Origin of the sequence: uncultured Caulobacter sp. (assembly GCF_937900395.1) — a bacterium.
Lineage (GTDB): Bacteria > Pseudomonadota > Alphaproteobacteria > Caulobacterales > Caulobacteraceae > Caulobacter.
Genome location: NZ_CALCDX010000105.1, coordinates 1 through 22,496, shown reverse-complemented (window position 1 = coordinate 22,496; position 22,496 = coordinate 1). Strand labels below are relative to the sequence as shown.

Annotated in this window: 24 protein-coding genes and 2 pseudogenes; 8 read left to right on the top strand and 18 right to left on the bottom strand. The window is 67.8% G+C overall.

Annotated features, from left to right (window positions below; all coding sequences use genetic code 11):
- Positions 1-356: 356 nt before the first annotated feature.
- The 9 genes from Q0379_RS09245 to Q0379_RS09205 form a co-directional block, all read right to left on the bottom strand.
- The gene (locus tag Q0379_RS09245) at positions 357-722 is read right to left on the bottom strand and encodes a PRC-barrel domain-containing protein (RefSeq protein ID WP_299007434.1); all 366 of its coding nucleotides are present in this window, start codon (positions 720-722) and stop codon (positions 357-359) included.
- Between the two features lie 696 nt (positions 723-1,418).
- Positions 1,419-2,045 carry a hypothetical protein gene (locus Q0379_RS09240; protein WP_299007431.1) on the bottom strand — a complete coding sequence of 209 codons (627 nt, stop codon included), beginning with the start codon at positions 2,043-2,045 and terminating at the stop codon, positions 1,419-1,421.
- The gene (locus Q0379_RS09235) at positions 2,042-2,995 is read right to left on the bottom strand and encodes a hypothetical protein (protein WP_299007428.1); all 954 of its coding nucleotides are present in this window, start codon (positions 2,993-2,995) and stop codon (positions 2,042-2,044) included. The genes Q0379_RS09240 and Q0379_RS09235 overlap by 4 nt, the downstream gene beginning before the upstream one ends.
- Positions 2,992-3,414, bottom strand: coding sequence for a hypothetical protein (locus tag Q0379_RS09230; RefSeq protein WP_299007425.1), 423 nt, complete (start codon positions 3,412-3,414; stop codon positions 2,992-2,994). Before Q0379_RS09230 ends, Q0379_RS09235 begins: the two co-directional genes overlap by 4 nt.
- 188 nt (positions 3,415-3,602) lie before the next feature.
- Positions 3,603-3,872: an HPr family phosphocarrier protein gene (locus tag Q0379_RS09225; RefSeq protein WP_066683226.1), complete on the bottom strand. Its 270-nt coding sequence runs from the start codon at positions 3,870-3,872 to the stop codon at positions 3,603-3,605.
- Positions 3,873-3,876: 4 nt separating this feature from the next.
- Positions 3,877-4,284 (bottom strand): PTS sugar transporter subunit IIA, encoded by a 408-nt coding sequence (locus Q0379_RS09220; protein WP_299007420.1) that lies wholly within the window; start codon positions 4,282-4,284, stop codon positions 3,877-3,879.
- 77 nt (positions 4,285-4,361) lie between these two features.
- Positions 4,362-4,823, bottom strand: coding sequence for an HPr kinase/phosphorylase (locus tag Q0379_RS09215; RefSeq protein WP_299007418.1), 462 nt, complete (start codon positions 4,821-4,823; stop codon positions 4,362-4,364).
- Entirely contained in the window at positions 4,820-6,433 is a 1,614-nt protein-coding gene (locus tag Q0379_RS09210; RefSeq protein ID WP_299007414.1) for an ATP-binding protein, read from the bottom strand. The genes Q0379_RS09215 and Q0379_RS09210 overlap by 4 nt, the downstream gene beginning before the upstream one ends.
- The gene (locus tag Q0379_RS09205) at positions 6,408-7,115 is read right to left on the bottom strand and encodes a response regulator transcription factor (protein WP_066683215.1); all 708 of its coding nucleotides are present in this window, start codon (positions 7,113-7,115) and stop codon (positions 6,408-6,410) included. The genes Q0379_RS09210 and Q0379_RS09205 overlap by 26 nt, the downstream gene beginning before the upstream one ends.
- Positions 7,116-7,438: 323 nt before the next feature.
- Between Q0379_RS09205 and Q0379_RS09200 the strand changes: the two genes are divergently transcribed.
- The gene (locus Q0379_RS09200; RefSeq protein ID WP_299007407.1) at positions 7,439-9,139 is read left to right on the top strand and encodes a hypothetical protein; all 1,701 of its coding nucleotides are present in this window, start codon (positions 7,439-7,441) and stop codon (positions 9,137-9,139) included.
- A gap of 80 nt (positions 9,140-9,219) precedes the next feature.
- On the opposite strand, the gene Q0379_RS09195 is transcribed toward Q0379_RS09200, so the two are convergent.
- Positions 9,220-12,198, bottom strand: a complete 2,979-nt coding sequence (locus tag Q0379_RS09195) for a TonB-dependent receptor (protein WP_299007405.1) — start codon at positions 12,196-12,198, stop codon at positions 9,220-9,222.
- A 407-nt stretch (positions 12,199-12,605) separates the two neighbouring features.
- Here Q0379_RS09195 and Q0379_RS09190 point away from each other — a divergent pair, with 407 nt between their 5' ends.
- Both Q0379_RS09190 and Q0379_RS09185 read left to right on the top strand, forming a co-directional pair.
- Entirely contained in the window at positions 12,606-12,875 is a 270-nt protein-coding gene (locus Q0379_RS09190) for a hypothetical protein (RefSeq protein ID WP_299007402.1), read from the top strand.
- A gap of 64 nt (positions 12,876-12,939) precedes the next feature.
- Complete coding sequence (locus Q0379_RS09185; protein ID WP_299007399.1) at positions 12,940-13,254, top strand: EthD family reductase; 315 nt, start codon at positions 12,940-12,942, stop codon at positions 13,252-13,254.
- Positions 13,255-13,266: 12 nt separating this feature from the next.
- Here the strand turns inward: Q0379_RS09185 and pseC are convergent, their stop codons facing one another.
- Complete coding sequence (gene pseC / locus Q0379_RS09180) at positions 13,267-14,424, bottom strand: UDP-4-amino-4,6-dideoxy-N-acetyl-beta-L-altrosamine transaminase (protein ID WP_299007396.1); 1,158 nt, start codon at positions 14,422-14,424, stop codon at positions 13,267-13,269.
- Complete coding sequence (gene pseB / locus Q0379_RS09175) at positions 14,421-15,461, bottom strand: UDP-N-acetylglucosamine 4,6-dehydratase (inverting) (protein ID WP_299007393.1); 1,041 nt, start codon at positions 15,459-15,461, stop codon at positions 14,421-14,423. Before pseB ends, pseC begins: the two co-directional genes overlap by 4 nt.
- A 119-nt stretch (positions 15,462-15,580) precedes the next feature.
- Here pseB and Q0379_RS09170 point away from each other — a divergent pair, with 119 nt between their 5' ends.
- Positions 15,581-15,997 carry a hypothetical protein gene (locus Q0379_RS09170; RefSeq protein ID WP_299007391.1) on the top strand — a complete coding sequence of 139 codons (417 nt, stop codon included), beginning with the start codon at positions 15,581-15,583 and terminating at the stop codon, positions 15,995-15,997.
- Here Q0379_RS09170 and tadA read toward each other — a convergent pair.
- Positions 15,990-16,484, bottom strand: a complete 495-nt coding sequence (gene tadA, locus Q0379_RS09165) for a tRNA adenosine(34) deaminase TadA (protein WP_299007388.1) — start codon at positions 16,482-16,484, stop codon at positions 15,990-15,992. The two genes, Q0379_RS09170 and tadA, sit on opposite strands and share 8 nt — an antisense overlap.
- Positions 16,485-16,540: 56 nt before the next feature.
- Here tadA and Q0379_RS09160 point away from each other — a divergent pair, with 56 nt between their 5' ends.
- On the top strand, positions 16,541-17,824 hold the full coding sequence (locus Q0379_RS09160; RefSeq protein WP_299007385.1) for a pseudouridine synthase: 1,284 nt from the start codon (positions 16,541-16,543) through the stop codon (positions 17,822-17,824).
- 10 nt (positions 17,825-17,834) lie between these two features.
- Here the strand turns inward: Q0379_RS09160 and Q0379_RS09155 are convergent, their stop codons facing one another.
- Both Q0379_RS09155 and Q0379_RS09150 read right to left on the bottom strand, forming a co-directional pair.
- Positions 17,835-18,326 (bottom strand): cupin domain-containing protein, encoded by a 492-nt coding sequence (locus Q0379_RS09155; protein ID WP_299007382.1) that lies wholly within the window; start codon positions 18,324-18,326, stop codon positions 17,835-17,837.
- A 278-nt stretch (positions 18,327-18,604) separates the two neighbouring features.
- Positions 18,605-19,570 (bottom strand): CPBP family intramembrane glutamic endopeptidase, encoded by a 966-nt coding sequence (locus Q0379_RS09150; RefSeq protein ID WP_299007379.1) that lies wholly within the window; start codon positions 19,568-19,570, stop codon positions 18,605-18,607.
- A gap of 129 nt (positions 19,571-19,699) precedes the next feature.
- Here Q0379_RS09150 and Q0379_RS09145 point away from each other — a divergent pair, with 129 nt between their 5' ends.
- The 3 genes and pseudogenes from Q0379_RS09145 to Q0379_RS09135 all read left to right on the top strand — a co-directional run.
- Positions 19,700-20,329, top strand: a complete 630-nt coding sequence (locus Q0379_RS09145) for a TMEM175 family protein (RefSeq protein WP_299007376.1) — start codon at positions 19,700-19,702, stop codon at positions 20,327-20,329.
- Positions 20,329-20,892 carry a 16S rRNA (guanine(966)-N(2))-methyltransferase RsmD gene (gene rsmD / locus Q0379_RS09140; RefSeq protein ID WP_299007373.1) on the top strand — a complete coding sequence of 188 codons (564 nt, stop codon included), beginning with the start codon at positions 20,329-20,331 and terminating at the stop codon, positions 20,890-20,892. Before Q0379_RS09145 ends, rsmD begins: the two co-directional genes overlap by 1 nt.
- A 19-nt stretch (positions 20,893-20,911) precedes the next feature.
- Positions 20,912-21,031, top strand: a pseudogene (locus Q0379_RS09135) (hypothetical protein); the annotation flags it as partial.
- Between the two features lie 20 nt (positions 21,032-21,051).
- Here the strand turns inward: Q0379_RS09135 and Q0379_RS09130 are convergent.
- The 3 genes and pseudogenes from Q0379_RS09130 to Q0379_RS09120 all read right to left on the bottom strand — a co-directional run.
- The gene (locus Q0379_RS09130) at positions 21,052-21,327 is read right to left on the bottom strand and encodes a YjhX family toxin (protein ID WP_299007370.1); all 276 of its coding nucleotides are present in this window, start codon (positions 21,325-21,327) and stop codon (positions 21,052-21,054) included.
- 193 nt (positions 21,328-21,520) lie between these two features.
- Positions 21,521-21,937, bottom strand: coding sequence for a hypothetical protein (locus tag Q0379_RS09125; protein WP_299007367.1), 417 nt, complete (start codon positions 21,935-21,937; stop codon positions 21,521-21,523).
- A 319-nt stretch (positions 21,938-22,256) separates the two neighbouring features.
- Positions 22,257-22,496 (bottom strand): annotated as a pseudogene (locus tag Q0379_RS09120) (amino acid--tRNA ligase-related protein); the annotation flags it as partial.

Below are 22,496 nucleotides of genomic sequence, written 5' to 3'. Positions count from 1 at the left end.
GATCCAAGCGCCCTCCCCCGCGACGGGGACAGCTCTGATTGTGCGCGCGGTTTCAACGCGGATCACAGAGCGGCGTGTAAAATTGAGAAGTGATTGAAATCGCTGGGTTCGATTCCGGATACGCGGATCACAGAGCGCCGCGAATGCTCGTAAAAGTTCCTCCCCCGTGTCACGGGGGAGGTGTCGCGGAGCGACGGAGGGGGCGAACTGGACATCTGCCGAGCTGGCCCCCTCCGGCCCTCTGGGCCACCTCCCCCGCATCGCGGGGGAGGATCTAAGCTGCTTTCACCGCCCCTCAAACGAAAAGCCCCACCCGTGAGGGTGGGGCCGGTCGAGCGCGGCGCTCGGAGATCGTGTCAGCCCTTCCAGTCGGGCAGGGCCGCCAGTTGCGCCTTGGTCAGCTTGGCGCGGACGATGTGGTCGTCCGGATCGCCCGGCTCCGGCGAGACCGTCACGTCGGCCAGGGCCACGACGACCTTCTTGTCCGGACCCATGCGGTCGATCTCGATGACGATGGCCGTGGGCTTGCCGGCCGCGTCCAGCAGGACGTGCTCGACCTCGCCGGCCTTGCGGTTGGCGGAGTCGATGACGTCGGCGTCCTCGATCTGGCCCACCGTGAAGGCGCCCTTGGCCGGCTGGCCTTCCTGGTGCGCGATGGTCGTCTGGGCGACCGCACCCGTGGCGACGGCGGCGATGGCAAGGCCCAGGACAGCGAACTTCATGATCGTCTCCTTTTCACATGGCGTAGGTTGGAGATAACGCCGTGCACGGAGGATCGATCCGGGGGGCGAGAGGGGGCTTCCTTCTCCACTCGCGGGAGAAGGTGGCTGGCGAAGCCAGACGGATGAGGGGTGGATAGGGCTCTCCGGACGCCAGAGCGCGACCCCTCACCCGACCGCCTCCGGCGGCCACCCTCTCCCGCAAGGGGAGAGGGGCGGGCGTAATCCCCCCGTCCCCCAGCGACGGGAGCCATCCTTACATCTCACGGCGAGACGATCGCGGGGCTGAGTGGGTTGCTCAAGGACGGCTTCGCCGCCGCGGAGCGGCCGGCCGGAGGCCGGTCCTTGACCAACCCACTCAGCCCCGCACGCTCCAGCCATCCAAGAGATGTAAGGCGAGCGCCGACCTGGGGAGGTCGGGTGATTAATGCCCTAGTCTGACTCATCCTCGACCTTGGGAAGGTCCGCTCGCGGGCGGCCTAGTCGGCGCGCTAGCGAACCCGCCAGCCTGACGCTTCTCGGATCATGCTGCTTGAACCGCAAGATTGGCGTTGCGGAAAGCCGAGACCTCCGACGCTGGCGAACTGTCGGCCAAGCCCGCGACGGTGGGACGCAATTCCTCGACGTCTTCCGAATGTTTGACGGTCAAGCGCACAAGAACGCGCGAGAAGCGGTCCAGACCCAGGGCGCGTCCAGCGGTTAAGGGCTCAGGACGATCTTTATCAGACTGGCGATCGGATCCCAAGCTGATCGCAAGATGATGGCCAGAAGGAAGGCGCCAAACGCTCTGATGGCGAAGGCATGCGCCATCTTAATGTTGGTGACCTTCTGATTGATCCCATCACGATTGCGCCGAACACAAGCCAGCAATGTCTTGGCCAGTTCGCGCTTTGGCGCGTCACCGTCCCACATTTCGATTAGCGGGCGTGCATCGACTCGCGTCGAGGCCGAGACCGCTAGCGCGCGCAACGCCCAAAGACCGCTGCAAAATAGGTAAGCACCAGCAGCGATGAAAATCACTAAGGCGAGGATCGGACGCACAGCACCGGACTTTGGCGAAAAGAGTGTCGGCGTGATCGAGGCCAAGATGGGGGCTAGCACTCCTATAACGGCGAGGTAGGTCGTGGCCTTAGTCTCGGCGGTCTTGCGGCGATCGTCATCGGCGTCGAAAAGCCGCCGAGCTTCTTCCAGAAGGGCGTCCTGCTCATCCAAGGTCTGAGACGCCCCGATCGTCGCGATGTCCTGCTTGAGCCGTTCGGCGTCCTGGCCTTGTTCGACGTCGGTCAGCGGTTCGAGGACGGGCCAAATGGCCTCTCTGAGGTTCATCGCTCTGCAATGTCCATAAGCGCGTCGACAATCGTTGCCGCAATTGGCAGGCCGGTGCGGTTTTCGATCCACGCCCATTGGCCGTTCGGATTGATCTCGAGGAACCAAAAAGCGTCGTCACGATCCCAGACTAGGTCGATCGCGCCGAACCCCAGTCCGAAATGCGCGGTCAGAGCAATGCACTGAGCACGCACGGAAGCAGGTAGATCGATCGCTTGGTAGGGTAAGTCCTGCTCGCTCGCCGCGCGCCAATCCACCTCGGCCTGAGCGGTGACCTGGGAGTAAATCGCTGCGGCCAACACCACTGATCCGACCACCGTCACCCTTACGTCGGCGTGTTTGATGATCTCGCGCTGGATGATCATCGGAGCCGCAGCGAAGGCGCGGGCGTCCCGTGCTGACGCTTGGGTCACGCGGTTCGTGAAGATGACCCGCTCCGTCTCGCCATCCAGCAACGCCTCACGCAGAGGTTTGGCGACGCTTGGTCCTCGACCGATAAACGTGTCGGCGACCGCGATATCATTGGTGACAATCGCGTCCGGGACCATGAACCCAGCAGCCTTGGCGGCGAGGAGCTGGCGAGGTTTGTCCTCGGCCTCCATGATTGTGGCGGGCGCGCTCAGCCAGCGCTTTCCCAGGCGCGCATAGAGGTTCTTGAGCAACGCACTCCATTCAGCTGCGCAATAGGCGCGCTCGCCCTGATCGGCCACGCCGCTATCGATCTCAGGCGTGCCAGGGCGGCGAAAATACGCGGCGGAAACTGTTGCGCCGCAAATCCTGCGATCGCCCAGCTCCAAGCTCCAGTCACACGCGCTCTCGAAACCCAAGGTTACACGCGCCTTCGGCAGGTCCTCGGCGTTAAGCCGGAAATACGGTTGAGCGCGGCGCTGAAGCTCAAGAACGATATAGTCAGTCGTGAGGTCGCTGGCGTTGGTGACGATCAGGATCAAGAGATCCGAACCGGCTCGCGGAAAGCACTGAGCGCCATCTGAGGTTCAAACGCTCCAATCTCCTTAGCCACGTCATCCCGTTCGACGCGTTGCTCCGTCTTCGTTGTGACCTCGCGCATCATCGCTACAGCGCGGTCTTGATCGTCGATTTCAGCCCGCACCGCCGTGAAGGTGCTGGTCCCAGATGAATAGGCGCAGCTAAGATCGGTATCGTCCTGCTCGGCTCGTACCCTGGTGATGGTCGAAGTGTCACCTAGATCGGAGCGCGTGCTGATGATCGGAACTGCTCCGTCAGGCCCATCGACAACCCAGACGTCATGGCTCGGCGAAAAGCGTCCGACGATTTCCGGAGAGCCAGTCCGCGCGACGGAGAATCGCGACAGGAACGGGTGAACAATGTCGAGAGAAGTGTCGGGCATGATGATCGGTCTTTCGCTGATCGTTTTTAGCACGCCCCTATTGGATGTCGAGAGTGGGAGACTCTACTTTGGGTGTCGCGCCTGTTGGTTGTGAGCAGCCTCGGCGATCAAGAGCCGAGCGTCGCCTCTCTGGAGCCATGTCAAAGGCAGCAACTGGCACCTAGCCGTCTAAAGACGTCTCCGCTCCCCTACCGCTCCTCATCAAACCGGTTCGCCACCAGCTCGCACAGCGCCTCCAGCGCCGCCTCCGCCTCCGGCCCCTCCGCCGAGATGTCGATGGTCGAGCCGATGCCGGCGGCCAGCATCATCAGGCCCATGATCGAGCGGGCGTCGACGCTGGCGCCGTCGCGGCTGACGGTCACCTCGGCGTCGAAGCTGGACGCCATCTTGACGAACTTGGCCGAGGCCCGGGCGTGCAGTCCCCGCTCGTTGACGATCTCGACCGTTCTGGAATTCATGCGCTCACTTCTCTCCGGCGAGCACGTAGGAGGCCACGGAGATGTACTTGCGTCCAGCTTCCTGGGCGTGGGCGACGCAGGCCTGCAGGCTCTCGCGCTGGCGCACGCTGGCCAGCTTGATCAGCATCGGCAGGTTCAGGCCGGCGATGACCTCGGCCTTGGTCTGCTCCATGACCGAGATGGCCAGGTTGCTGGGCGTGCCGCCGAACATGTCGGTCAGCAGGATGACGCCCTGGCCGTCCTGGTCGACGTCGGCGCAGGCCTTGAGGATGTCGGAACGACGGCGCTCCATGTCGTCCTCGGGGCCGATGCAGATCGCCTTCACGGCGGTCTGCGGACCGACCACATGCTCCATGGCGGAGACAAACTCTTCCGCCAGACGCCCGTGCGTCACGATCACGAGCCCGATCATGCCAGATATCTCAAACGGGATCCCCATTCCCTCCGCGGCCCTTTGAGAACACCGCGCGGGGGGCCTTGATACGCTCGTTAGAGAGGGACTCCAAGAGACTGCATGATGCGAACGATTTTCAGGGGCGCGGCGGGTTCTCGCGGCCACAGGTCGAAGACGGGGATGCTTACGCTCGCGACAGTTTCGGCGCGGGGCTCGGGCAGGCGCTCGACCGCCTCGGGCGTGGCGACGCAGCGCAGGATGACGGCGACCTCGCAGAAGGGCAGGGCGGCCTCGGCCTGGACGACGCCCAGGCCGCGCACCTCGATCAACCCGGCCAGGGTCTGGGGCGCCTTGCCGTAGAGGCGGCCGCCGGCGGCAAAGACGACGACGCGGTCGTCGGCGACCAGCCGGAAACCCTGGTCGAGGGCGCGCAAGGCCAGGTCGCTCTTGCCCGCGCCCGACGGGCCCTCGATCAGCGCGCCGCGCCATAGTCCGTCCTGGCGGCGGGCGATCAGGCCGGCGTGGCGGAGCTCGCCGGCGGGGGAGGGCGCGGTCACGCCCGGGCGTCCGGCAGGTCGACGACGAAGCGCGCGCCGATCACCGCGCCGGCCGCGTCGTGGCGGTTCTCGGCGTGGATCTGGCCGCCGTGGGCCTCGACGATCTGGCGGGCGATGGACAGGCCCAGGCCCGAATTGCCGCCGAACGCCCGGCCCTTGGGGCGCGAGGTGTAGAAGCGCTCGAAGATGGTCTCGAGATTGTCGGGCGGCACGCCGGGGCCGTCGTCCTCGACCGTGGCGATCAGCCGGCCCTTGGCGCGGGAGAGGCTGACGCGGACCTCGCCGTCGGCCGGGCTGAACGAGCGGGCGTTGTCGATCAGGTTGCGGAACACCTGGCCGATCGGGGTCTCGCGGGCCAGGATCTGGGCCGGATGGCCCGGGTCGGCGCTGGAGAAGCGGACGCGCACGCTGCCGGGGGCGTCGCCGGGGCGCAGCTGGGCTTCGTAGAGGCTGGTCACCTCGGTGAGCAGGCGGTTGAGGTCCAGGGCCTTGGGCGGCTCGCGCGACAGCTCCGCGTCCAGGCGCGAGGCGTTGGAGATGTCGGTGACCAGGCGGTCCAGTCGGTTGACGTCGTTCTGCAGGATGGCCAGCAGGCGGGCGCGGGCGGCCGGGTCGGTGACCAGGTCCAGGGTCTCGACGGCCGAGCGGATCGAGGTCAGCGGGTTCTTGATCTCGTGGGCCACGTCGGCGGCGAAGCGCTCGATGGCGTCCATGCGCTCGGACAGCGAATGGGTCATGTCCTCCAGCGACCGCGACAGGTCGCCCAGCTCGTCGTGGCGGCGCGACAGGTCGGGCAGCGAGATGGCGCGCGCGCCCTGCAGGCGGACCTGGTCGGCGGCGCGGGCCAGGCGCTGGACGGGCATGGCGATCAGCCGGTGCAGCAGCACGCTGGCGGTCAGGATGGCGCACATGGCCACGATGATGAACGGCAGCAGGGCCAGGCGCTCGGCGGCGATGATCTCGTCGACGTCGCCGGCCTCCAGCGTCAGGACGCCCAGAATGGCGCGCACGTGCTGGATCGGGATCGAGACGGACACGACCCGCTCGCCGTTCTCGGCGATGCGGGTGCCGGCGACGGTGCGGCCCTTCATCGCCTGGGCGATCTCGTCGGCCAGGGCCTTCTTGGCGCGCTCGGCCTTGGCCTGCTCGGCCGGAGTCTTGCGCGGGGCGTCCGCGTTCTGGCCGGGCTTGCGGGCGGGCGGCAGCACCTTCCAGTCGACGCGGTCGGCGACCACGAACGAGTCGGCCAGCACCTTGCCGTGGGCGTCGAACAGCCGCGCCCGCTGCGAGCGCGGGATGAACAGCAGCTGGAAGATGGCGCTGGCGGTGTAGGGGTCGAGCGCGGGCTCGGGCTCGCCGATCGTCGCCGACTGGTCGATGACGTTGGCGATCAGCTCGCCCTGAGTGCTGAGGCTGTCGATGCGCGCGTTGACGAGGCCGTTGCGCAGCTCATTGAGCACCAGCGCCCCGATGACCACGATCACCAGGGCCAGGACGTTCAGGGTGATGATCAGCCGGCCCAGCCGGGAGCCGCGCGGCCAGGCCAGGCGCCGACGGGGCGGGGGCGGGTCGCCGCCCGCCGCCTCAGGCCTCGCGGTAACGGTAGCCAACGCCGTACAGGGTCTCGATGGAGTCGAATTCCGGGTCGACCTGACGGAACTTCTTGCGCATGCGCTTGATGTGGCTGTCGATCGTGCGGTCGTCGACATAGACCTGGTCGTCGTAGGCCGCGTCCATCAGGTTATCGCGGCTCTTCACGAAGCCCGGACGCTGGGCCAGGGCCTGCAGCAGCAGGAACTCGGTGACGGTCAGACGGACGGGCTTGCCGTCCCACAGGCTGTCGTGGCGGGCCGGATCAAGCGTGAGCTTGCCGCGCTTCATGACCTTGGAGCCGGCCGCGTTCGGATCGGCCGGCGCGGCCTCGCCCTCGGGCCGCGCGCGGCGCAGCACCGCCTTGACCCGCTCGACCAGCAGGCGCTGGCTGAACGGCTTGTGCATGTAGTCGTCGGCGCCGAGGTTGAAGCCCAGGACCTCGTCGATCTCCTCGTCCTTGGAGGTCAGCATGATCACCGGGATCTCGGAGTGCTGGCGCAGGCGGCGCAGCACTTCCATGCCGTCCATGCGGGGCATCTTGACGTCCAGGATCACCAGGTCCGGCGGATTGGCCTCGACGCCTTCCAGCCCCGACACGCCGTCGTGGAAGTGGTTCACGGTGTGCCCGTGAGCCTGCAGGGTCATCGCGATCGAGGCGACGATGTTCTCGTCGTCGTCAATGAGGGTGATGGCGGCCATCTATTCGATCTTATCCTTCGACCTTCGTCGCTCGCCCGATCCTACCGGTCGAGCGCACCAGCTTCAACGCGCGTAGCGGCAAAGCTTTCCCGGCCCTAAGTCCTAAGCCTTTGCGGCCCCAGCAAGGCGCGATTGCGGCGCGCCCCCGCCTGCCTGGTCTAGATGGAGATATCTAAACCCGACAGGCTTCGTCCTCTTAGACTTAGGGCGCGTTCGAACGGTTTAACCGCTCACACCTAAACCTACGCGCCCCGATACGGGTTTCCCTCAACCTCACCTTAAGGTCTCGTACGCCATAGTCGCGCCTCGGGAGCGACCGCTGTATGAGCCAAATCCATTACGAGCTTTTCGTCCGGCGGAAGGTCGGCGCGCAGTGGACGCTTGAAATCGCCACCGAAATTCGCGCGCACGCCATCCAGACGGCCGAGGACGTCCTGGAGCAGGGCCGCGCCGTCGCCGTGCGGGTCAGCAAGGAGACGCTGAACCCCGCGACCGGCGAGTACAAGTCGCTCGCCATCTTCACCAAGGGCATGGTCGACGGCGGCAAGCCGAAGAAGGACGAGGAAGAGCGCGATCCGCTCTGCGTCCAGCCGGCCGACCTCTACACCGCCCACGCCCGCGACCGGATCGGCCGCCTGCTGGAGGGCTGGCTGACCCGCCACAAGGCCACGCCCTTCGAGCTGCTGCACCGCCCCGACCTCGTCGAGAAGCTCGAAGCGTCCGGCACCGACCTGCAGCACGCCCTGCAGAAGATCGCCATCCCCGAGGCCGACGCGCGCGGCGTCACGGTCCACGAGATCATCCGCCACTTCCAGGGCCTGGTTGAGCGCGCGATCGGCAATCTGGGCAAGGCGTTCAAGAAGGGCGCCCTACCCGACCTCGACAAGGAAGGCTTCGCCAAGGCCGCCGAACGGCTGGTCGCCGACCCCGATCGCGCCTTCCTGCTAGGCGCGGGCGTGGCCGCCTCCATCGCCCCGGCCGTCGATTGGTCGGAAAAGATCGCCCGTCTGCTCGACCTGGCAGACGTCGCGCCGACCGAGCCGCGCGCCCGCGCCGCGGCGCTCAGCGCCATCGAGCAGCCCCTGGCCGAAATCATCGGCTCGCGGGCGGGCATGGCCGACCTCCTGGACACCACCAAGGGCGATCTTGGCCAGACCCTGGCCGCCATGACCCGCCTGACCGGCGGCGCGGCGGTCGAGGCCCTGATCCGCATCGAAGCCAGCGTCCGCGCCTGCATGCCGGAGCTCTCCGGCACGGCGCAGCGCCTCAGCGAGTGGCTCTCCGGCGACGACTTTCCCACGGTGCGCAAGGCCATCGCCGAACGCGTGCTGACGGAGCTGAACGGCGTGCGCCGTCTGAAGCCCGGCGACGCCGAGGCCGAGATCGAATATCTGCGCGCCCTGGCGATGAGCCTGACGGCCGCCGCCGGCCGCATCCTGCAGGCCGAGGACATCCAGGCGGCCTTCACCACGCGCTCGAAGACCCTGCTGAACGGCGAGTTCATCGACAGCCTGCTGGGCCGCGATCTGTCGTCCTACGAAGAGATCAAGATCCTGATCCGCCTGGCCGAGAACGTCATGGGCGCGGTCAACAAGCGCAACGCCGCCCGCTGGCTGAACGGCAACATCAGCGCCATGCGGTTCGAGAAGGAGATGCGCCAGGGACCGGACTCGCCGATCGCCAAGCTCAGCCAGCTGGCGGGCCTCCAGCGCCAGCTGACCCGCTCGGGCCTGGTGCGCGAGGACTTCGAGCCGCTGTGCGCCAAGCTGGGCGACATCGGCGCGCAGATCGAGGCCGACACGCGTTTGCTGACCATGCTGGTCCGGGCCCCCGCGCCGCTCCCGCACCGCCTGACCTTGCTGGCCAAGCTGGCGATGGGCGAGTCCGGGCCCACGGGCCCCGTCGCCGACAAGGCCCGCGCCGAGGCTCTGAAGCTGGCCCGCGGCCCGGGCGCCCGCGAGGAGCTGGCCGAGTCGCCCCAGACCATGGACCTGCTCAAGACCCTGGCCGGCAAGGCCGCGTAACGCCCGTTCCGGCTCCGCAACAATAGACGCCCCGAACGTCCGCTCCGGAGGAGCGGACTTGGGAGACGGTGCGGCGGCGGTCAGAACTTGGCGTCGACCTTCAGGAAGAAGTAGCGGCCGATCGCGTCGTAATAGGCCGGGCCGATGTTGCGGCCGTCGCCCGTTCCGTGCGGCGAGATGGCGGTGTCCTGGATCGCCGGCGGCACGCCATAGTCATCGATGTTCTTGACGCCCAGGCTGACGTCGAAGCTCTTCTTCGAGCGCCAGGTCACGACCACGTCCTTGTAGACGAACGCCCGGACGTTCGGGAACTCGTTGTACTCGTCCGAGGACGTCACGCTGTACTTGCTCTTGCTGACATAGCGGCTGTTCAGGCCGAAGGTGAACTGGCCAAGGTCGTAGCTGGTGGTCAGGGTCGCCTTGTAGGTCGGGTAGTTCCACTGGCCCGAGTAGTCGATGCCCGCCTTGCCCTTTTCCGAGATCGTCGTCTGCTCCAGCAGCTTGGTGCCGGCGAAGGTCAGGCGGAGCATGCCCGGGCCCACCTCGCGCCGGTAGCGGGCGCTGACGTCGATCCCGCGCACCCGTTGGCCGGCGAGGTTGGCGAATTGCGTGCGGACCTCCTTGACCGAACCCTCGATCAACGTGCCGTCGGTGTCGCGCGTCCCGGCCGGATTACGGATCACGTACTTGCAGTAGGCCTGGTCGGGGCCGCCGGCGGCGTCGACGCAGTTGTTCATCAGGGTGGTGTAGCCCAGCGAGGTGATCGCGTTGTCGACCTTGATGTCCCAGTAGTCGACGGTCATGTCGAAGTTGCGCAGGAAGCGCGGCTGGAAGACGACGCCGTAGGTGAACGAGTTCGAGGTCTCGGGCGCCAGGTCCGGATTGCCGCCGCTATAGACGATCGGCACGTTCAGGTTCGGATAGGGGACCGGGAACTTCACGCCCGGGACCGTCGCCGCGCAGTTGGCGGCGCGGTTCGGCTTCAGCGTGACGTAGGCGCTGGAGCAAGGGTCGTCGATCTTGCCATAAGTCGAGAAGCTGATCGGCGTGTAGAGCTCGCCGAAGTTGGGAACGCGGATCGAGTGCGACTTGGTTCCCCGGAAGGTGAGGTCGCGAACCGGCGACCAGGTCAAGCCCGCCTTCCAGGTGTCGGTGCTCTCGTTGTCGCTGTAGTCGGAATAGCGATACGCGCCTTCGACCTGCAGCTTGCGGGCGAAGGGCAGGTCGGCCAGCACCGGCACGACCAGCTCGGCGAAGGCCTCGGCCGTGTCGCGCTTGTGATGGAAGTCCGGGTGCAGGGCGAAGTCCATGCCCGGCGCGAAGATGATGGTCGACAGCTTGGCCGTGTCGGGGTCGTCCCAGGTGTCCAGCTTCTCGCGACGCCATTCGACGCCGACCGACGCCTTCACCGCGCCGGCCGGCAGGCGGAACAGGTCGCCATCGACGCTGGCGCCGACGTTCAGCATCGAGTTGCGGGTCTTCTCGAAGCGATCGAACAGCAGGTAGTCCAGCACGTCCTGGGGCAGGGCGGCGGTGGTGAAGAAGTCCAGCGGCTTGCAGCCGGCGGCGCGCGCGCTGGCGTCGCGACAAACGATATTGCCGCTGGCGTCGCGCACGCTGTCCCGCGCGAACAGCCATTGGTCTCGGCCGACCATGTTGGTCGTGGTCCAGTCGTCGTCGACCTGGCCGTAGCGCGCGAAGGCGGTCCAGCGCAGCTGGCTGGTCAGCTTGCCCGTGACGTCCGTGCCCAGCAGGAAGTTGCGACGATCGTGCTTCTCCATCGTCTGGGGCAGGTTGTTGTAGCTGCGGTCCAGGCCCAGCTGGGTCAGGCCGTTGGCGAGCATGTACTCGCGCATGGGGGCGGGCAGGAACGGGTTGTCCAGCGTGGCGATCTCGCCGGTGTTGCCCACGCCGTTCTTGCCCCACCAGGTCTTGGCGGTGCGGGCGTCGGTCCGGTACTCGGGGAACTCGCCCGCCCCGCGCGTGGTGCTGCGGGTGAAGCTCAGCGTGCCGTTCCACACGGTGTCTTCGTTGAAGGCGTAGTTGGCGTTGGCGTAGGCCGACTGGCGGTTCGAGCCGTTGCGGATGAAGTGGTTCTCGTTGCCGTTCAGGCCCGCCCCGCCGTTCTGGCCGCCGGTCTCGCCGTTGGTGACGATGGTGTAGCTGCTCTTCGGCACGGCCACGACCTGGCCGCCGACATATTGGTACCACTGGCCGTTGTTGTTCCCGCAGGGGTTCTTGCCATTGTAGACGCACCAGGCCGGCACGATCGACCGGTACATGATGCGATAGTCTCGATAGAGCACCCGGTCGGGGATGCCGTCGTTCGGGCCGGTGTTGGCCGGGTTGGCGCTGTAGACGTCGCGGTTGATCCAGCGCTCGGTGCTGCGCAGCTTGTCGGTGGTCGAGATGTTGCCGCCCAGCACGACGTGGCCGCGACCCTCGGCGAAGGCGAAGCCGGTGGCGGCGGTGAAGTCCGACTGGCGCGCGTCGCTGTGTGAAGACACGCCGGTCGTGGCGCTGAGCTGGACGCCCTTCATCGACTTCTTCATCACCACGTTGACCGCGCCGGTCACCGCGTCGGCGCCGTAGACGGCGGCCGCGCCGCCGGTGACCACCTCGAAGCGGTCGATCAAGGCGGTGGGGATGGTGTTGACGTCCACGGCCGAGGTGCGCGCCCCGCCCGACACCCAGCGATGGCCGTCAACCAGCACCAACGAGCGGTTGTTGCCCATGTTGCGCAGATTGATGTTGGCGACGCCGGCGTCGTACTCCTGGCCCAGCGAGCTGGCCTCGCCCAGGCCCGGGCCCATGGCCGGGTTCTGCATCAGCGCGTCGTAGACGGTGACGCGGCCGTAGTCCTTGATCTGCTCCATGCTCATCACCGAGATCGGCATGGCCGATTCCAGCTCCGGACGCGCGATGCGCGAACCGGTGACGACAATGCTGTCGACGGTGGTGTCGCTCTGGGCCGGCGAAGCCTGCTGCGCGAAGGCGCAGGGCGCCGCGAACAGCGGCGCGATGATGGTGCTGGCCAGCGCCAGTTTCTTGATGGTCACGTCGATCCCCCAAGCGCCCCGCCGCGGGCGCGAAAGCTACTGAACAGCCCGGCGTCTAGGCATGGCTTGGGGCGGAGGACATATATTCGCCGTAATATATTTTTGCTGACGGATCTGTGAAAGAATAAAGACAGTCCAGGTCGCGAGGCGATTACCTTGCGTAACGCTGCTCGATTTTGGAGAAATCTACTCCCGTCGGAGTCTCGGCTAGAAATCGTCGTTTAGTTGAGTGGCTTCCTCGCGACAATATCAGGGAGTATTTGCGACGCGACGCTCGGCGTCGGCCGCTGTGTCGCCAAGCCGACCTGCCGCCGCGCCTTTCAATGTCGAGCGATGGCGCGAGCGCGCCTTTGCGCTGGATTCTCGTCGCTCGGAAAGCCAACCTGACGTTGTCGAGGGCGGAGACGATGACTCAGGACGACCGCGAAAAATCCGATGTCTGGTTCGAATATGTGCTGACGGCGGGCCGGTTCACGGCGTGGCCCGTTCGCTGGCAGGGCTGGGTGGCGATGATCGTGCTGATCGCGGGGCCGCTCGCGGGCATGATGGCGCTGACCAAGGCCTTGCCGCGCGTTCCAAGCATCGTGTTCCTGATTGGCGGATTCGTGGTTTGCTTCGGGACGGTCTTCCCGCTGGCCTATTTCAAGGGCCGGCCGTCGAAGCGCTCGGGGGTTTGACTCTTCCCCGGCGGCGCCCGCTAGGCTCGGTCGGCGCGGTCATTCCGGCCGCCGGGAGATCGCCATGGCCGCCGTGTTCACCGTCCTGTATCCCGCCCGCGACGGCGCGAGGTTCGACCACGCCTACTACGACGCCCACCACATTCCGCTGGTGAAGAAGGCCTTCGCCGAGACGGGCCTGACCGACGTTCAGGTCCTCACAGGCGTCTCCGCCGGTGACGGCGGACCCGCGCCGTTCGCCAAGATCGTCACCCTCTTCTTCCGCGACGCCGAGGCGATGCAGGCCTCGCTGACCAGCCCTCAGGGGGCTGAACTAACGGCCGACCTGCCGAACTTCACCGATATCCAGCCGATCGCGCAGATCAGCGTGGCGGCCTAGGTCAGACAGGCCCTAGCCCAACACCTCGGCCAGCGCATCGACCACCCGCTCCACATCGCCGTTGGTCATGGCCGGATAGAGCGGCAGGGTCAGGCAGCGGGCGTACCAGGCGTCGGCGCCGGGCAGGTCCGCCAGGCCTTGGCGGTTCACGTAGTAGGGCTGGCGATGGACCGGGATGTAGTGGACCTGCGTCCCGACGCCCTTGGCCTTGAGCGCCTCGACCACGGCGCGGCGAGTCAGGCCCAGACCCTCGAAGTCGATCAGCACGGTCAGCAGGTGCAGCGCCGCGTTCGAATGGGCGGGGCTCGTCGCCAGCCGGGCCTTGGGCGCGCGCTCGGGCAGCAGGCGGGCGTAGAGCGCGGTCAGTTCCCGGCGGCGGGCGACGAAGCGGTCCAGCTTGTTCAGCTGCGACAGGCCCAGGGCGCAGAGCACGTCGGGGATGCGGTAGTTGAAGCCCAGCTCCGGCATCTCGTACCACCAGGGATCGCCGCCGGCCGGCCGCACCATGCCGTGCGAGCGCAGCAGCCGCGCGCGCTCGGCCAGGGCCGAGTCGTTGGTGGTCAGCATGCCGCCCTCGCCGGTGGCCAGGGTCTTGACCGGATGGAACGAGAAGCTGGCGAAGCTTGAGTAGGCGCCGTCGCCGACCGGGTGGGCGAGCCCGTCGAAGGTCCCGATCGAGCCCAGGGCGTGGGGCGCGTCCTCGACCAGCACGGCGCCGGCGGCGTCGGCCAGGGCCTTCAAGGACGGCAGGTCGCAGACGTCGCCGCGCAGGTGGACGGGCAGCACCGCCTTCACGCGTCGGCCGGCCGCTCGCTCCAAGGCTTGCGCCAGGGTCTCCGGCGTCATCAGGCCGCTGTCGGGATCAACGTCGGCGAACACCACCTCGGCGCCGACATAGCGGGCGCAGTTGGCGGTCGCCAGGAAGGTCACGGAGGGCGCGATACAGACGTCGCCCTCACCGATCTTAAGGGCCAGCATGGCCAGGTGCAGGGTCGCCGTGCCGTTCGAGACGGCGATGGCGTGGCGGGCGCCGACCTTCTGGGCGAAGGCGGTCTCGAACCCTTCGACCGTCGGGCCGGTGGTCAGGAAGTCGCCGCGCAGGGCCTCCGCGACGGCCGCGATGTCGTCGTCCTCGATCGTCTGGCGGCCGTAGGGGAGGAAGCCGCTCATCGCGCGGTCTTCTCCTCCAGCATCGCGAGGAGGCCTTCGGGCGACAGCCAGTCGTGGTTGTTGTCGCTGCTGTACGAGAAGTCCTCGGCCACCGGCTTGGCGCCGTCGGCGGCCGAGTAGGGCTTGCGGCCGAACTCGGCGAAGTTGGGCTCGATCGCGTAGCGGTCCTCGAACTCGACGGTGGCGCGGGCGTCGTCGGCGCTGATCATGATCTCGTGCAGCTTCTCGCCGGGGCGGATGCCGATCACCTTCATGCCGGCGGTCGGCGACATGGCCTTCACCAGGTCGGGCATGGCCATCGAGGGGATCTTCGGCACGAAGATCTCGCCGCCGCGCATCATCGTCAGGGACGACAGCACGAAGTCGACGCCCTCGTTCAGGGTGATCCAGAAGCGGGTCATGCGCGGGTCGGTCACCGGCAGCTCGGTGGCGCCCTGCGAGAGCAGGCGACGATACAGCGGCACGACGCTGCCGCGCGAGCCGACCACGTTGCCGTAGCGCACGACGCAGAAGCGCGTGCCGATGTCGCCCGACAGGTTGTTGGCCGCCACGAAGGTCTTGTCCGAGGCCAGCTTGGTGGCGCCATAGAGGTTGGTCGGGTTGCAGGCCTTGTCGGTCGACAGGGCCACGACCTGCTTCACGCCGTTGTTCAGGCTGGCCCAGACCACGTTCTCGGCGCCCAGCACGTTGGTGTGGATGCATTCGGACGGGTTGTACTCGGCCGCCGGGACCTGCTTCAGCGCCGCGGCGTGGATGACGATGTCGACGCCGCGCAGGGCCAGGGTCAGGCGCTCGCGGTCGCGGACGTCGCCGAGGAAGAAGCGCATCTTGCCGTAGGTCTTGTCGTCAAACTGCTCGCGCAGCTCGATCTGCATGTCGCTCTGCTTCAGTTCGTCGCGGGAATAGACGATGACCTTCCGAGGGGCGTAACGCCGCAGGATGGTCTCGATGAAGCGCCGGCCGAACGAGCCGGTGCCGCCGGTGACCAGGATCACCTTGCCGTCCAGGTCGAGGGATTTGGGTGAGAAACGGCCCAAGGTCTGCCTCCGAAAGACGCGCGTCGGGCCCGCGGCCGCGACGACGAAGCGTGGTTAACGATGCTGTTTGCACCCACAGACGTAAAGAGGACGTCAACCCTGACGCGCTAAGAGGGCGCATGCGCCGCTTCCGCTCCCTGTCGCTGGTCCTGGCCGCCGTCCTGGCGGCCGCGCCCCTGGCCGCGCCCGGGCCCGTCCTCGCCAATGAGGGCGGCAAGAAGAAGGAAGAGCCGGTCACCTACTTCGCCCTGGCGCCGATCAACGCCGTGATCATGCGCCGCGACGGGCGTCGCGGGGTTATCACGCTGGAGACGGGTCTGGAGGTCAAGGACCCCGAGCTCATGAAGCGAGCCCAGGCGTCGAGCCCGCGCCTGCGGGCCGCCTTCGCCCAGGTCTTGATGGTTTACGCCGCGGGCCTGCGCGGCGGCGCGGCGCCGGACATGGACTATGTCGCCCGCGAACTGCAGAAGGCCGCCGACCAGGTGCTGGGCAAGGCCGGCTCCAAGGTCCTGCTGGGCTCGGCCCTGATCAGCTAAGACTTGGCCTTGATTTCCGGCGCGCCCGGAAGAAGCCGCGCAGCAGCTCCGCGCTTTCCTCGGCCAACACTCCGCCCGTGACCTCCGGCCGCCAGTGGCAGGTCGGCTGGGCGAAGAACCTTGGGCCGTGGACGACCGCCCCGCCCTTGGGGTCCTCGGCGCCGAACACCACCCGCCCGATCCGCGCGTGGCTGATCGCGCCGGCGCACATGGCGCAGGGCTCCAGGGTCACGACCAGGGTGAGATCGGTAAGGCGGTAGTTCCCGAGCTTGGCCGCCGCCGCGCGCATGGCCGCGATCTCGGCGTGGGCGGTAGGATCATGCGCGCCGATCGGACCGTTGCCGGCCGTGGCGATCACCTCGCCGGTCTTCGGATCGAGGATCACCGCCCCGACCGGCGTCTCGCCCGCGTCGGCGGCCGCCCGCGCCGCGTCCAGCGCCAGGCGCATCATCCGGTGGTCTTGATCCTCGTCCTGATCGGTGCGCATTAGCTGACCTGAAAAGCCCATCGCGAGATGCGCCCAGCCCAAGACGGACGCCGACAATGACCAAACACGATCCCCTGTACGAGCCTGAACTCGACGGTCAAGACGGGGAGCTCGACGGCGGTCCCGGCGAGCGGGTCGCCAAGGCCCTGGCGCGGGCGGGCGTGGCCTCGCGGCGCGAGGTCGAGCGGCTGATCGAGGCCGGCCGCGTGGCGATCAATGGCAAGGTGCTGACGACCCCGGCGGTCAAGGTCAAGCCGGGCGACTTTCTGACCGTCGACGGCCAGCTGGTGGCCGAGCGCGAGCCGACGCGGATCTTCCGCTACCACAAGCCCACCGGCCTGATGACCACCCACAACGACCCCAAGGGTCGGCCGACGGTGTTTCAGACCCTGCCCAAGGACCTGCCGCGGCTGATCTCGGTCGGGCGCCTGGACTTGAACTCCGAGGGCCTGCTGCTGCTGACCAATGACGGCGAGCTGTCGCGCGCGTTGGAGACGCCCAGCAACGCCTGGGTCCGCCGCTATCGCGCCCGCGCCTTCGGCGACACCACCCAGGCCAAGCTCGACACGCTGAAGGACGGCGTGACGGTCGAGGGCGTCAAGTACGGCCCGATCGAGGCCAAGCTCGACAAGGCCCACGACAAGGCCGGCGGCGGCAAGAACATCTGGATCACGGTCTCGCTGTCGGAAGGCAAGAACCGCGAGGTCCGCAAGGTGCTGGAGTCGGTCGGCCTGAAGGTCAACCGCCTGATCCGCATGTCCTACGGGCCTTTCGCCCTCGGCGCCCTGGCCGCCGGCCAGATCGAGGAGGTCGGCCCCCGGGTGATCCGCGAGCTGCTGGAAGGCGTCGTGCCGCCCGAGAACATGCCGACCGGCGATCGGCCGAAGTTCGCCGGGATCGCCAATCCGGTGAAGGCGCCGGGCACAGACGGCGGCGGCGACCTGCAGCGGCGCGGCGTCCCGCGCGCCGATCGTGAAATCCTCCCCGCCGCGCCGGAACGGCCCGAAAAGCCGGTCTACAAGGCCGGCTGGGCCAAGCCGAAGAAGAAGCCCTCGCCGCATGGTCCGGCCAAGGGGCCCGTCAAAGGACCGGTCAAGGCCAAGCGCGCGCCGGCCAAGTCGATCGAGACCAAGTTCATCGACGACCGGAAACCCGCCGCGCGGGGCAAGCCGGCGGCGCGTCCGGGCGCGAAGCCGGCTGACGGCGCGGCGCGACGGGTGTCGGAAAAGCCGGGGAAGCCGACGGGACGCCCCACCGCTCGCCCGCCTGGCGCCCGTCCCGCTGGCGCTCGCCCGACCGGCGGCCGAGGTCCCGCGCCGCGCGGCGGCCCCAAGCGCTAGAACGCCACGCCTACTTCCCGGCGGGCAGCTTGATCCCCAGCAGGACCAGGCGCTCGCCGGTGATCCCGAACCAGTGCGGGACGCCGGCGGGAACCAGGATGACGTCGCCGGGGCCGAGCGGGCGAGCCACGCCGCCCTCGATCCGGCCGCCCTCGGTCAGGGTGGGGTTCGTGACCTTCGGATCGGTCATGACGCCGCCCGAGACCAGCTCGCCCTTTCCCTCCAGAACGACGGCGTATTCGGCCTGACCGGGGTGGACGGCCGGGCGGCCGGACTTCTTCCAGATCTCGATCGCCGCCACGTTGGTCCCGTCGCGGACCACCGGCCGCCACATGAAGCCCTGCTCGGGCTTCATCTCGGCCAACATCTGGCGCAGCTGCGCCTGGACGTCCGCGCCGCTGGCGAAGCTGGTCGAGTCGGCGGGGGGCGTTTGCGCGCGAGCGGGGCCGGAGCCGAGCCCAAGCGCCAATATCGTCGCGCCGATCGCGAAGGTCTTAGCCATGCTCCTCACGGCGTCACTCCCTAGTTTTCTATCGTTATGGCGACCGGCGTGGCCGGGTCTAGGACGGATCGACATTCAAGGCGTGTGCGCAATTCCTGCCTTCCTGGGCCTTGTGCCCAGGACCCATCGTTCCGAGGTCGCCGAGTTTGACCCGCGCTCCGGGCCGTTCAGACCCAGTTCGCCTCTAGATCACAGCCTGCCGCCGGCATGGGTCCTGGGCACAAGGCCCAGGAAGGCGAGTTATTGAATTCACACGCTGCTTTGAATGTCGATCCGTCCTACGCCGCCGCCGGCGACTGCAACCGCGTCCAGCGGCGCAGCGCCGGCCAGCGGGCGGCCAGCTCGGCGACGCCGATGAAGCCGGCCAGCATGATGAGGGCGCTGGCGATCAGTCCGGCCTTGAACTCGTGCGGCGCGTCGGGGCGGGTGGTCATCGGACGCACCAGCAGGAGGATCACGGCGTTGTTGGCCGCGTGGGCGCCGATGCCCAGCTCGATGCCGCCCAGGCGCAGGGCCATCCAGGTCAGGCCCGCGCCCATGGCGGCGCGGACGATGAAGGCGTCGATATTGGGATCGAGGTGGATGGCGGCGAACAGCAGGCCGTTCAGGGCCATCAGCACGATCGGGTCGCGGACATAGGCGGCGCTCTGCTTCAGCAACCAGCCCCGGAACACCAGCTCCTCGGCCGCCGCGGCCAGGATTAGCAGGCCGACCGCCATGGCGGCGTAGAGGGTGCGGCCGACGAGATTGGGCGACGTGCGCCACAGTGGCGGATCGATGGGCTGGCCGGTGACGGCGGCGACAGCGACCAGGCCGGTCATCGCCGCGCCCACGATCACCAGGCCGCCGATCAGCAGACGCTTGCGGAAGCGCCCGCCGCTGTTGAGGTATTCGGTGATCTTGCGGTGGTGGATGGCTCCGGCCGCGTAGACGAAGCCGACCGCCGCGCCCAGATTGACGCCGGCCAGCACCGCCAGCAGGAACAGCGACTGGCGCGCCGACGGATCGGTCAGGGTCGGGTCGGTGAAGATCTGGAAGAGATCGCCGGCCGCCGGGGCGCCGTCCAGGCCGCTGACGATCAGCAAGGCCGCCAGGGTCGCGGTGATCGCGCCCAGCAGGGCGGCCACGGCGCCGGCCAACACGCCGACCGGCACAGCGAACAGGGTGCGCCACGGGTCGCGGTCGTACGGCGACAGGTCGCCCAGAAAGGGCGAACGCCTCGCCGCCTCCAGGATCTCGCCCATGCGCATCGTTCGATCGCCCTTCCCTTCAAAGGCGACTAAGAGGGGGCTGCGGGCCACTTGTAAAGCGCGCGCTTGCCGCAGCGCGTCGGGGACGGCACACATCGCGTTACGGGTTGCAAGGGGGACACGATGAGCGATCGGGATTCGAGCAAGGGCGACACGGGCGCCGCGCACCTGCATCGACTGGTGCTGTTCTCGGACGCCGTGTTCGCGATCGCGATCACCCTTTTGGCGATCGAGATCCATCCGCCCGAGCACTGGCATGGGGCGGCGGACCTGTTCGCCCAGATGGGACCCAAGCTGCTGGCCTACGCCGTCAGCTTCGCGGTGATTGGCGTCTGCTGGTTCAGCCACCGCCGGGTGTTCGCGCGTCTTGTCCGCGCCGATGCGGGCCTCGACTTCACGAACTTTCTGGTGCTGGGACTGATCGGCCTTTTGCCGCTGGGCACGGAGCTTCTCTGGGAGCAGCGGGGCGGCCAGGCCCTGCCGATCTATGTGGGCCAGGTGGCGCTGATCGGCGTCGCCATGGGCGCGGTGTGGGGCTACGCCGCCTTCATCGGCAAGCTGACCGAGCCGATGCCGGCGGCCGAAGCCTGGTTCGTGCTGTTTCGCGTGACCGTTCTGCCCGGGCTGATGTGCGGCCTGACGATGGTCAGTCTGGTCTATCCCTGGGGCTGGGCCGTGATGGCGGCCTTGGTGTTCGGCATGTCCTGGCTGGGGCGCCGCATCGTCCGCGCGGCGCCCGTCGAGGCCGCCTGATGCGCATCGTCTCGGGCCAGTATCGCGGCAAGGCCATCGTCGCGCCGCCGGGCGACGCCACCCGCCCCACCTCCGACCGCGCCCGCCAGGCCGTGTTCAATATCCTGGAGCACGCGTCCTGGGCGCCGGAGCTGCACGGCGCGCGAGTGATCGACGTCTTCGCCGGCTCTGGGGCGCTGGGCCTGGAGGCCCTGTCGCGCGGCGCCAGCTTCTGCCTGTTCGTCGAAACCGACGACGCCGCGCGCGGCGCGATCCGCGAGAACATCGACGCCATGAACCTGTTCGGCGTCACCCGCGTGCACCGCCGCGACGCCACCGATCTTGGTCCCCGCCCGGCCAGCGCCGGCGCGCCGTTCGACATCGCCTTCCTCGATCCGCCCTACGCCAAGGGCCTGGGCGAGAAGGCCGTGGCCGAGCTGAAGGGCCATGACTGGCTGGCGCCCGGCGCGATCCTGATGTTCGAGCGCGGCCGGGGCGAGACCGATCCCGTCCTGGAAGGCTTCGAACAGATCGACGCGCGCGACTACGGGGCGGCCAGGGTGTTGTTCTTCAAGCTGTTGTAAAATTAGCCCGCCCAATTTCGTGTCATCCCGGAAGCCTCGCAGAGGCTATCCGGGACCCAGGGGCCAGCGGCGGTGAGGCGACCCCTGGGTCCCGGCTCTTCCCCCGGCTCAAGGCCGGGGTGCGGCCGGGATGACACGGAATGGGCTAATTCGGCCTGATCACCAGGCCCGCGCGCCCACCCGGTTGTCGAGTTGGGCGCGCAGGTTGGCCAGCCCCTGTCGCGTGATGCGGTAGGGTCCGCCATCCTGGCTGGCGATCAGCCTTTTCCGTTTCAGCGACTGGAAGACCGCGACGTTGCAGTCGGTGAGGGTCCAGCCGTCGCGGGTGACGCAATAGGCCGCGACGATGCGGCCGTTCTCATCGCGTTCGAGGTCGATCCGGCCGCCTTGGGCCAGGGCGTGCAGCGTCCGTTGCTGCGGTTTTGAGATGTTCAAGGGAATGTCCGAGTGATCGAGGCGTACGATCGCGTCCACCAGCGGGGACGCGGGCGGGGACGGGCCTGATCGACTTTCGAACCGAGGTTCGGAGCCTGTTAGGCCCGGACCTCGCGCACAATCTCTGACATGAACCACACTGGGTTTCGGATGAGGCGGAACATGGCGCCAAGGCGGGCCAAGCTCAAGTGTCCTACGTCTTCGGCTTGGCCGGCGTCGTCTGGGACACCTTCACGGGCGCGCCCGATTGGCGGGCGTCGCTGACCAGGCTGGCGCAGTCGGCGTCCTTGGCCTCGCCGGTGGTGAAGAACGGCAGCAGGGCGGCCAGCGGGTTGACCAGCGAGCCGAGCGCGGCGGCGATCCCGCCCTGGCCGACGGCCTTGCCGGGATCGAGACCGACCTTCGGCGACAGGAACGGACCCTTGATCGTGATCGGCACGAACAGGCGCACCAGGCGCGGTTTCTTGCTGTCGCCCTCGATGCGGAAGTCCATTCGCTCGGTCTCGAGGTTGATGGTCCCTCGTCCGCGCGCCAGCACCACGCCGGTGTCGGCCACGTTGTCCCTGCGGCGCTCCTTGGCGCCGACGTACTTGATCGCGACGAGTTCCATGTCGGCTCCTCGGAAGACGGGAGGGGCGCAGTGCCCCTCCCGGGCAGCACACAGCCCCGTTTCCGGGGCCGCGGGCTTACTTGGCGCCGACCATCTCGCCCATCATCGTGACCCGCAGGTTCGGCGTGCCCGAGAGGTTCGCCGAGTTGATGGTCAGAACGAGCTTGACGGGCCTGTCGAACACGATGGGGGCGGCGTTCGAGATCGCGGCCGGCACGGCGGCCGACGCGGTGTCGAGGTCGTTCCACCAGTAGTTCAGCACCGCCGCCGGCAGCCCGCCGTCGATCGGCTCGTAGCCGAGGTCGATCGTGTTGCCGTCCCACTCGACTTCGTCGATGCCGATCGCTTCGCGCGCGACGTCCCGGATCATCGCCTCGGTGAGGTCCATGACCTCGGTGTACGTGGCGTAGGCCTCGTACAGCTCTAGCATGGTGAATTCGGGATTGTGGCGGGTGCTGACGCCCTCGTTGCGGAAGTTGCGGTTGATCTCGTACACGCGCTCGAAGCCGCCGACGACGAGGCGCTTGAGGTACAGCTCCGGCGCGACGCGCAGGTACAG

Excerpts from the sequence above, each read along its gene's own strand:
- Q0379_RS09170 (WP_299007391.1), top strand. The coding sequence starts at position 15,581 with ATGCGCCGCTTCCGCTCCCTGTCGCTGGTCCTGGCCGCCGTCCTGGCG.
- Q0379_RS09190 (WP_299007402.1), top strand. The coding sequence starts at position 12,606 with ATGACTCAGGACGACCGCGAAAAATCCGATGTCTGGTTCGAATATGTG.
- tadA (WP_299007388.1), bottom strand. The coding sequence starts at position 16,484 with ATGCGCACCGATCAGGACGAGGATCAAGACCACCGGATGATGCGCCTG.
- Q0379_RS09155 (WP_299007382.1), bottom strand. The coding sequence starts at position 18,326 with ATGGCTAAGACCTTCGCGATCGGCGCGACGATATTGGCGCTTGGGCTC.
- Q0379_RS09220 (WP_299007420.1), bottom strand. The coding sequence starts at position 4,284 with ATGATCGGGCTCGTGATCGTGACGCACGGGCGTCTGGCGGAAGAGTTT.
- rsmD (WP_299007373.1), top strand. The coding sequence starts at position 20,329 with ATGCGCATCGTCTCGGGCCAGTATCGCGGCAAGGCCATCGTCGCGCCG.
- Q0379_RS09145 (WP_299007376.1), top strand. The coding sequence starts at position 19,700 with ATGAGCGATCGGGATTCGAGCAAGGGCGACACGGGCGCCGCGCACCTG.
- Q0379_RS09205 (WP_066683215.1), bottom strand. The coding sequence starts at position 7,115 with ATGGCCGCCATCACCCTCATTGACGACGACGAGAACATCGTCGCCTCG.
- Q0379_RS09225 (WP_066683226.1), bottom strand. The coding sequence starts at position 3,872 with ATGAATTCCAGAACGGTCGAGATCGTCAACGAGCGGGGACTGCACGCC.
- pseC (WP_299007396.1), bottom strand. The coding sequence starts at position 14,424 with ATGAGCGGCTTCCTCCCCTACGGCCGCCAGACGATCGAGGACGACGAC.
- Q0379_RS09200 (WP_299007407.1), top strand. The coding sequence starts at position 7,439 with ATGAGCCAAATCCATTACGAGCTTTTCGTCCGGCGGAAGGTCGGCGCG.
- Q0379_RS09240 (WP_299007431.1), bottom strand. The coding sequence starts at position 2,045 with ATGAACCTCAGAGAGGCCATTTGGCCCGTCCTCGAACCGCTGACCGAC.
- Q0379_RS09160 (WP_299007385.1), top strand. The coding sequence starts at position 16,541 with ATGACCAAACACGATCCCCTGTACGAGCCTGAACTCGACGGTCAAGAC.
- Q0379_RS09150 (WP_299007379.1), bottom strand. The coding sequence starts at position 19,570 with ATGGGCGAGATCCTGGAGGCGGCGAGGCGTTCGCCCTTTCTGGGCGAC.
- Q0379_RS09245 (WP_299007434.1), bottom strand. The coding sequence starts at position 722 with ATGAAGTTCGCTGTCCTGGGCCTTGCCATCGCCGCCGTCGCCACGGGT.
- Q0379_RS09125 (WP_299007367.1), bottom strand. The coding sequence starts at position 21,937 with ATGGAACTCGTCGCGATCAAGTACGTCGGCGCCAAGGAGCGCCGCAGG.
- Q0379_RS09185 (WP_299007399.1), top strand. The coding sequence starts at position 12,940 with ATGGCCGCCGTGTTCACCGTCCTGTATCCCGCCCGCGACGGCGCGAGG.
- Q0379_RS09230 (WP_299007425.1), bottom strand. The coding sequence starts at position 3,414 with ATGCCCGACACTTCTCTCGACATTGTTCACCCGTTCCTGTCGCGATTC.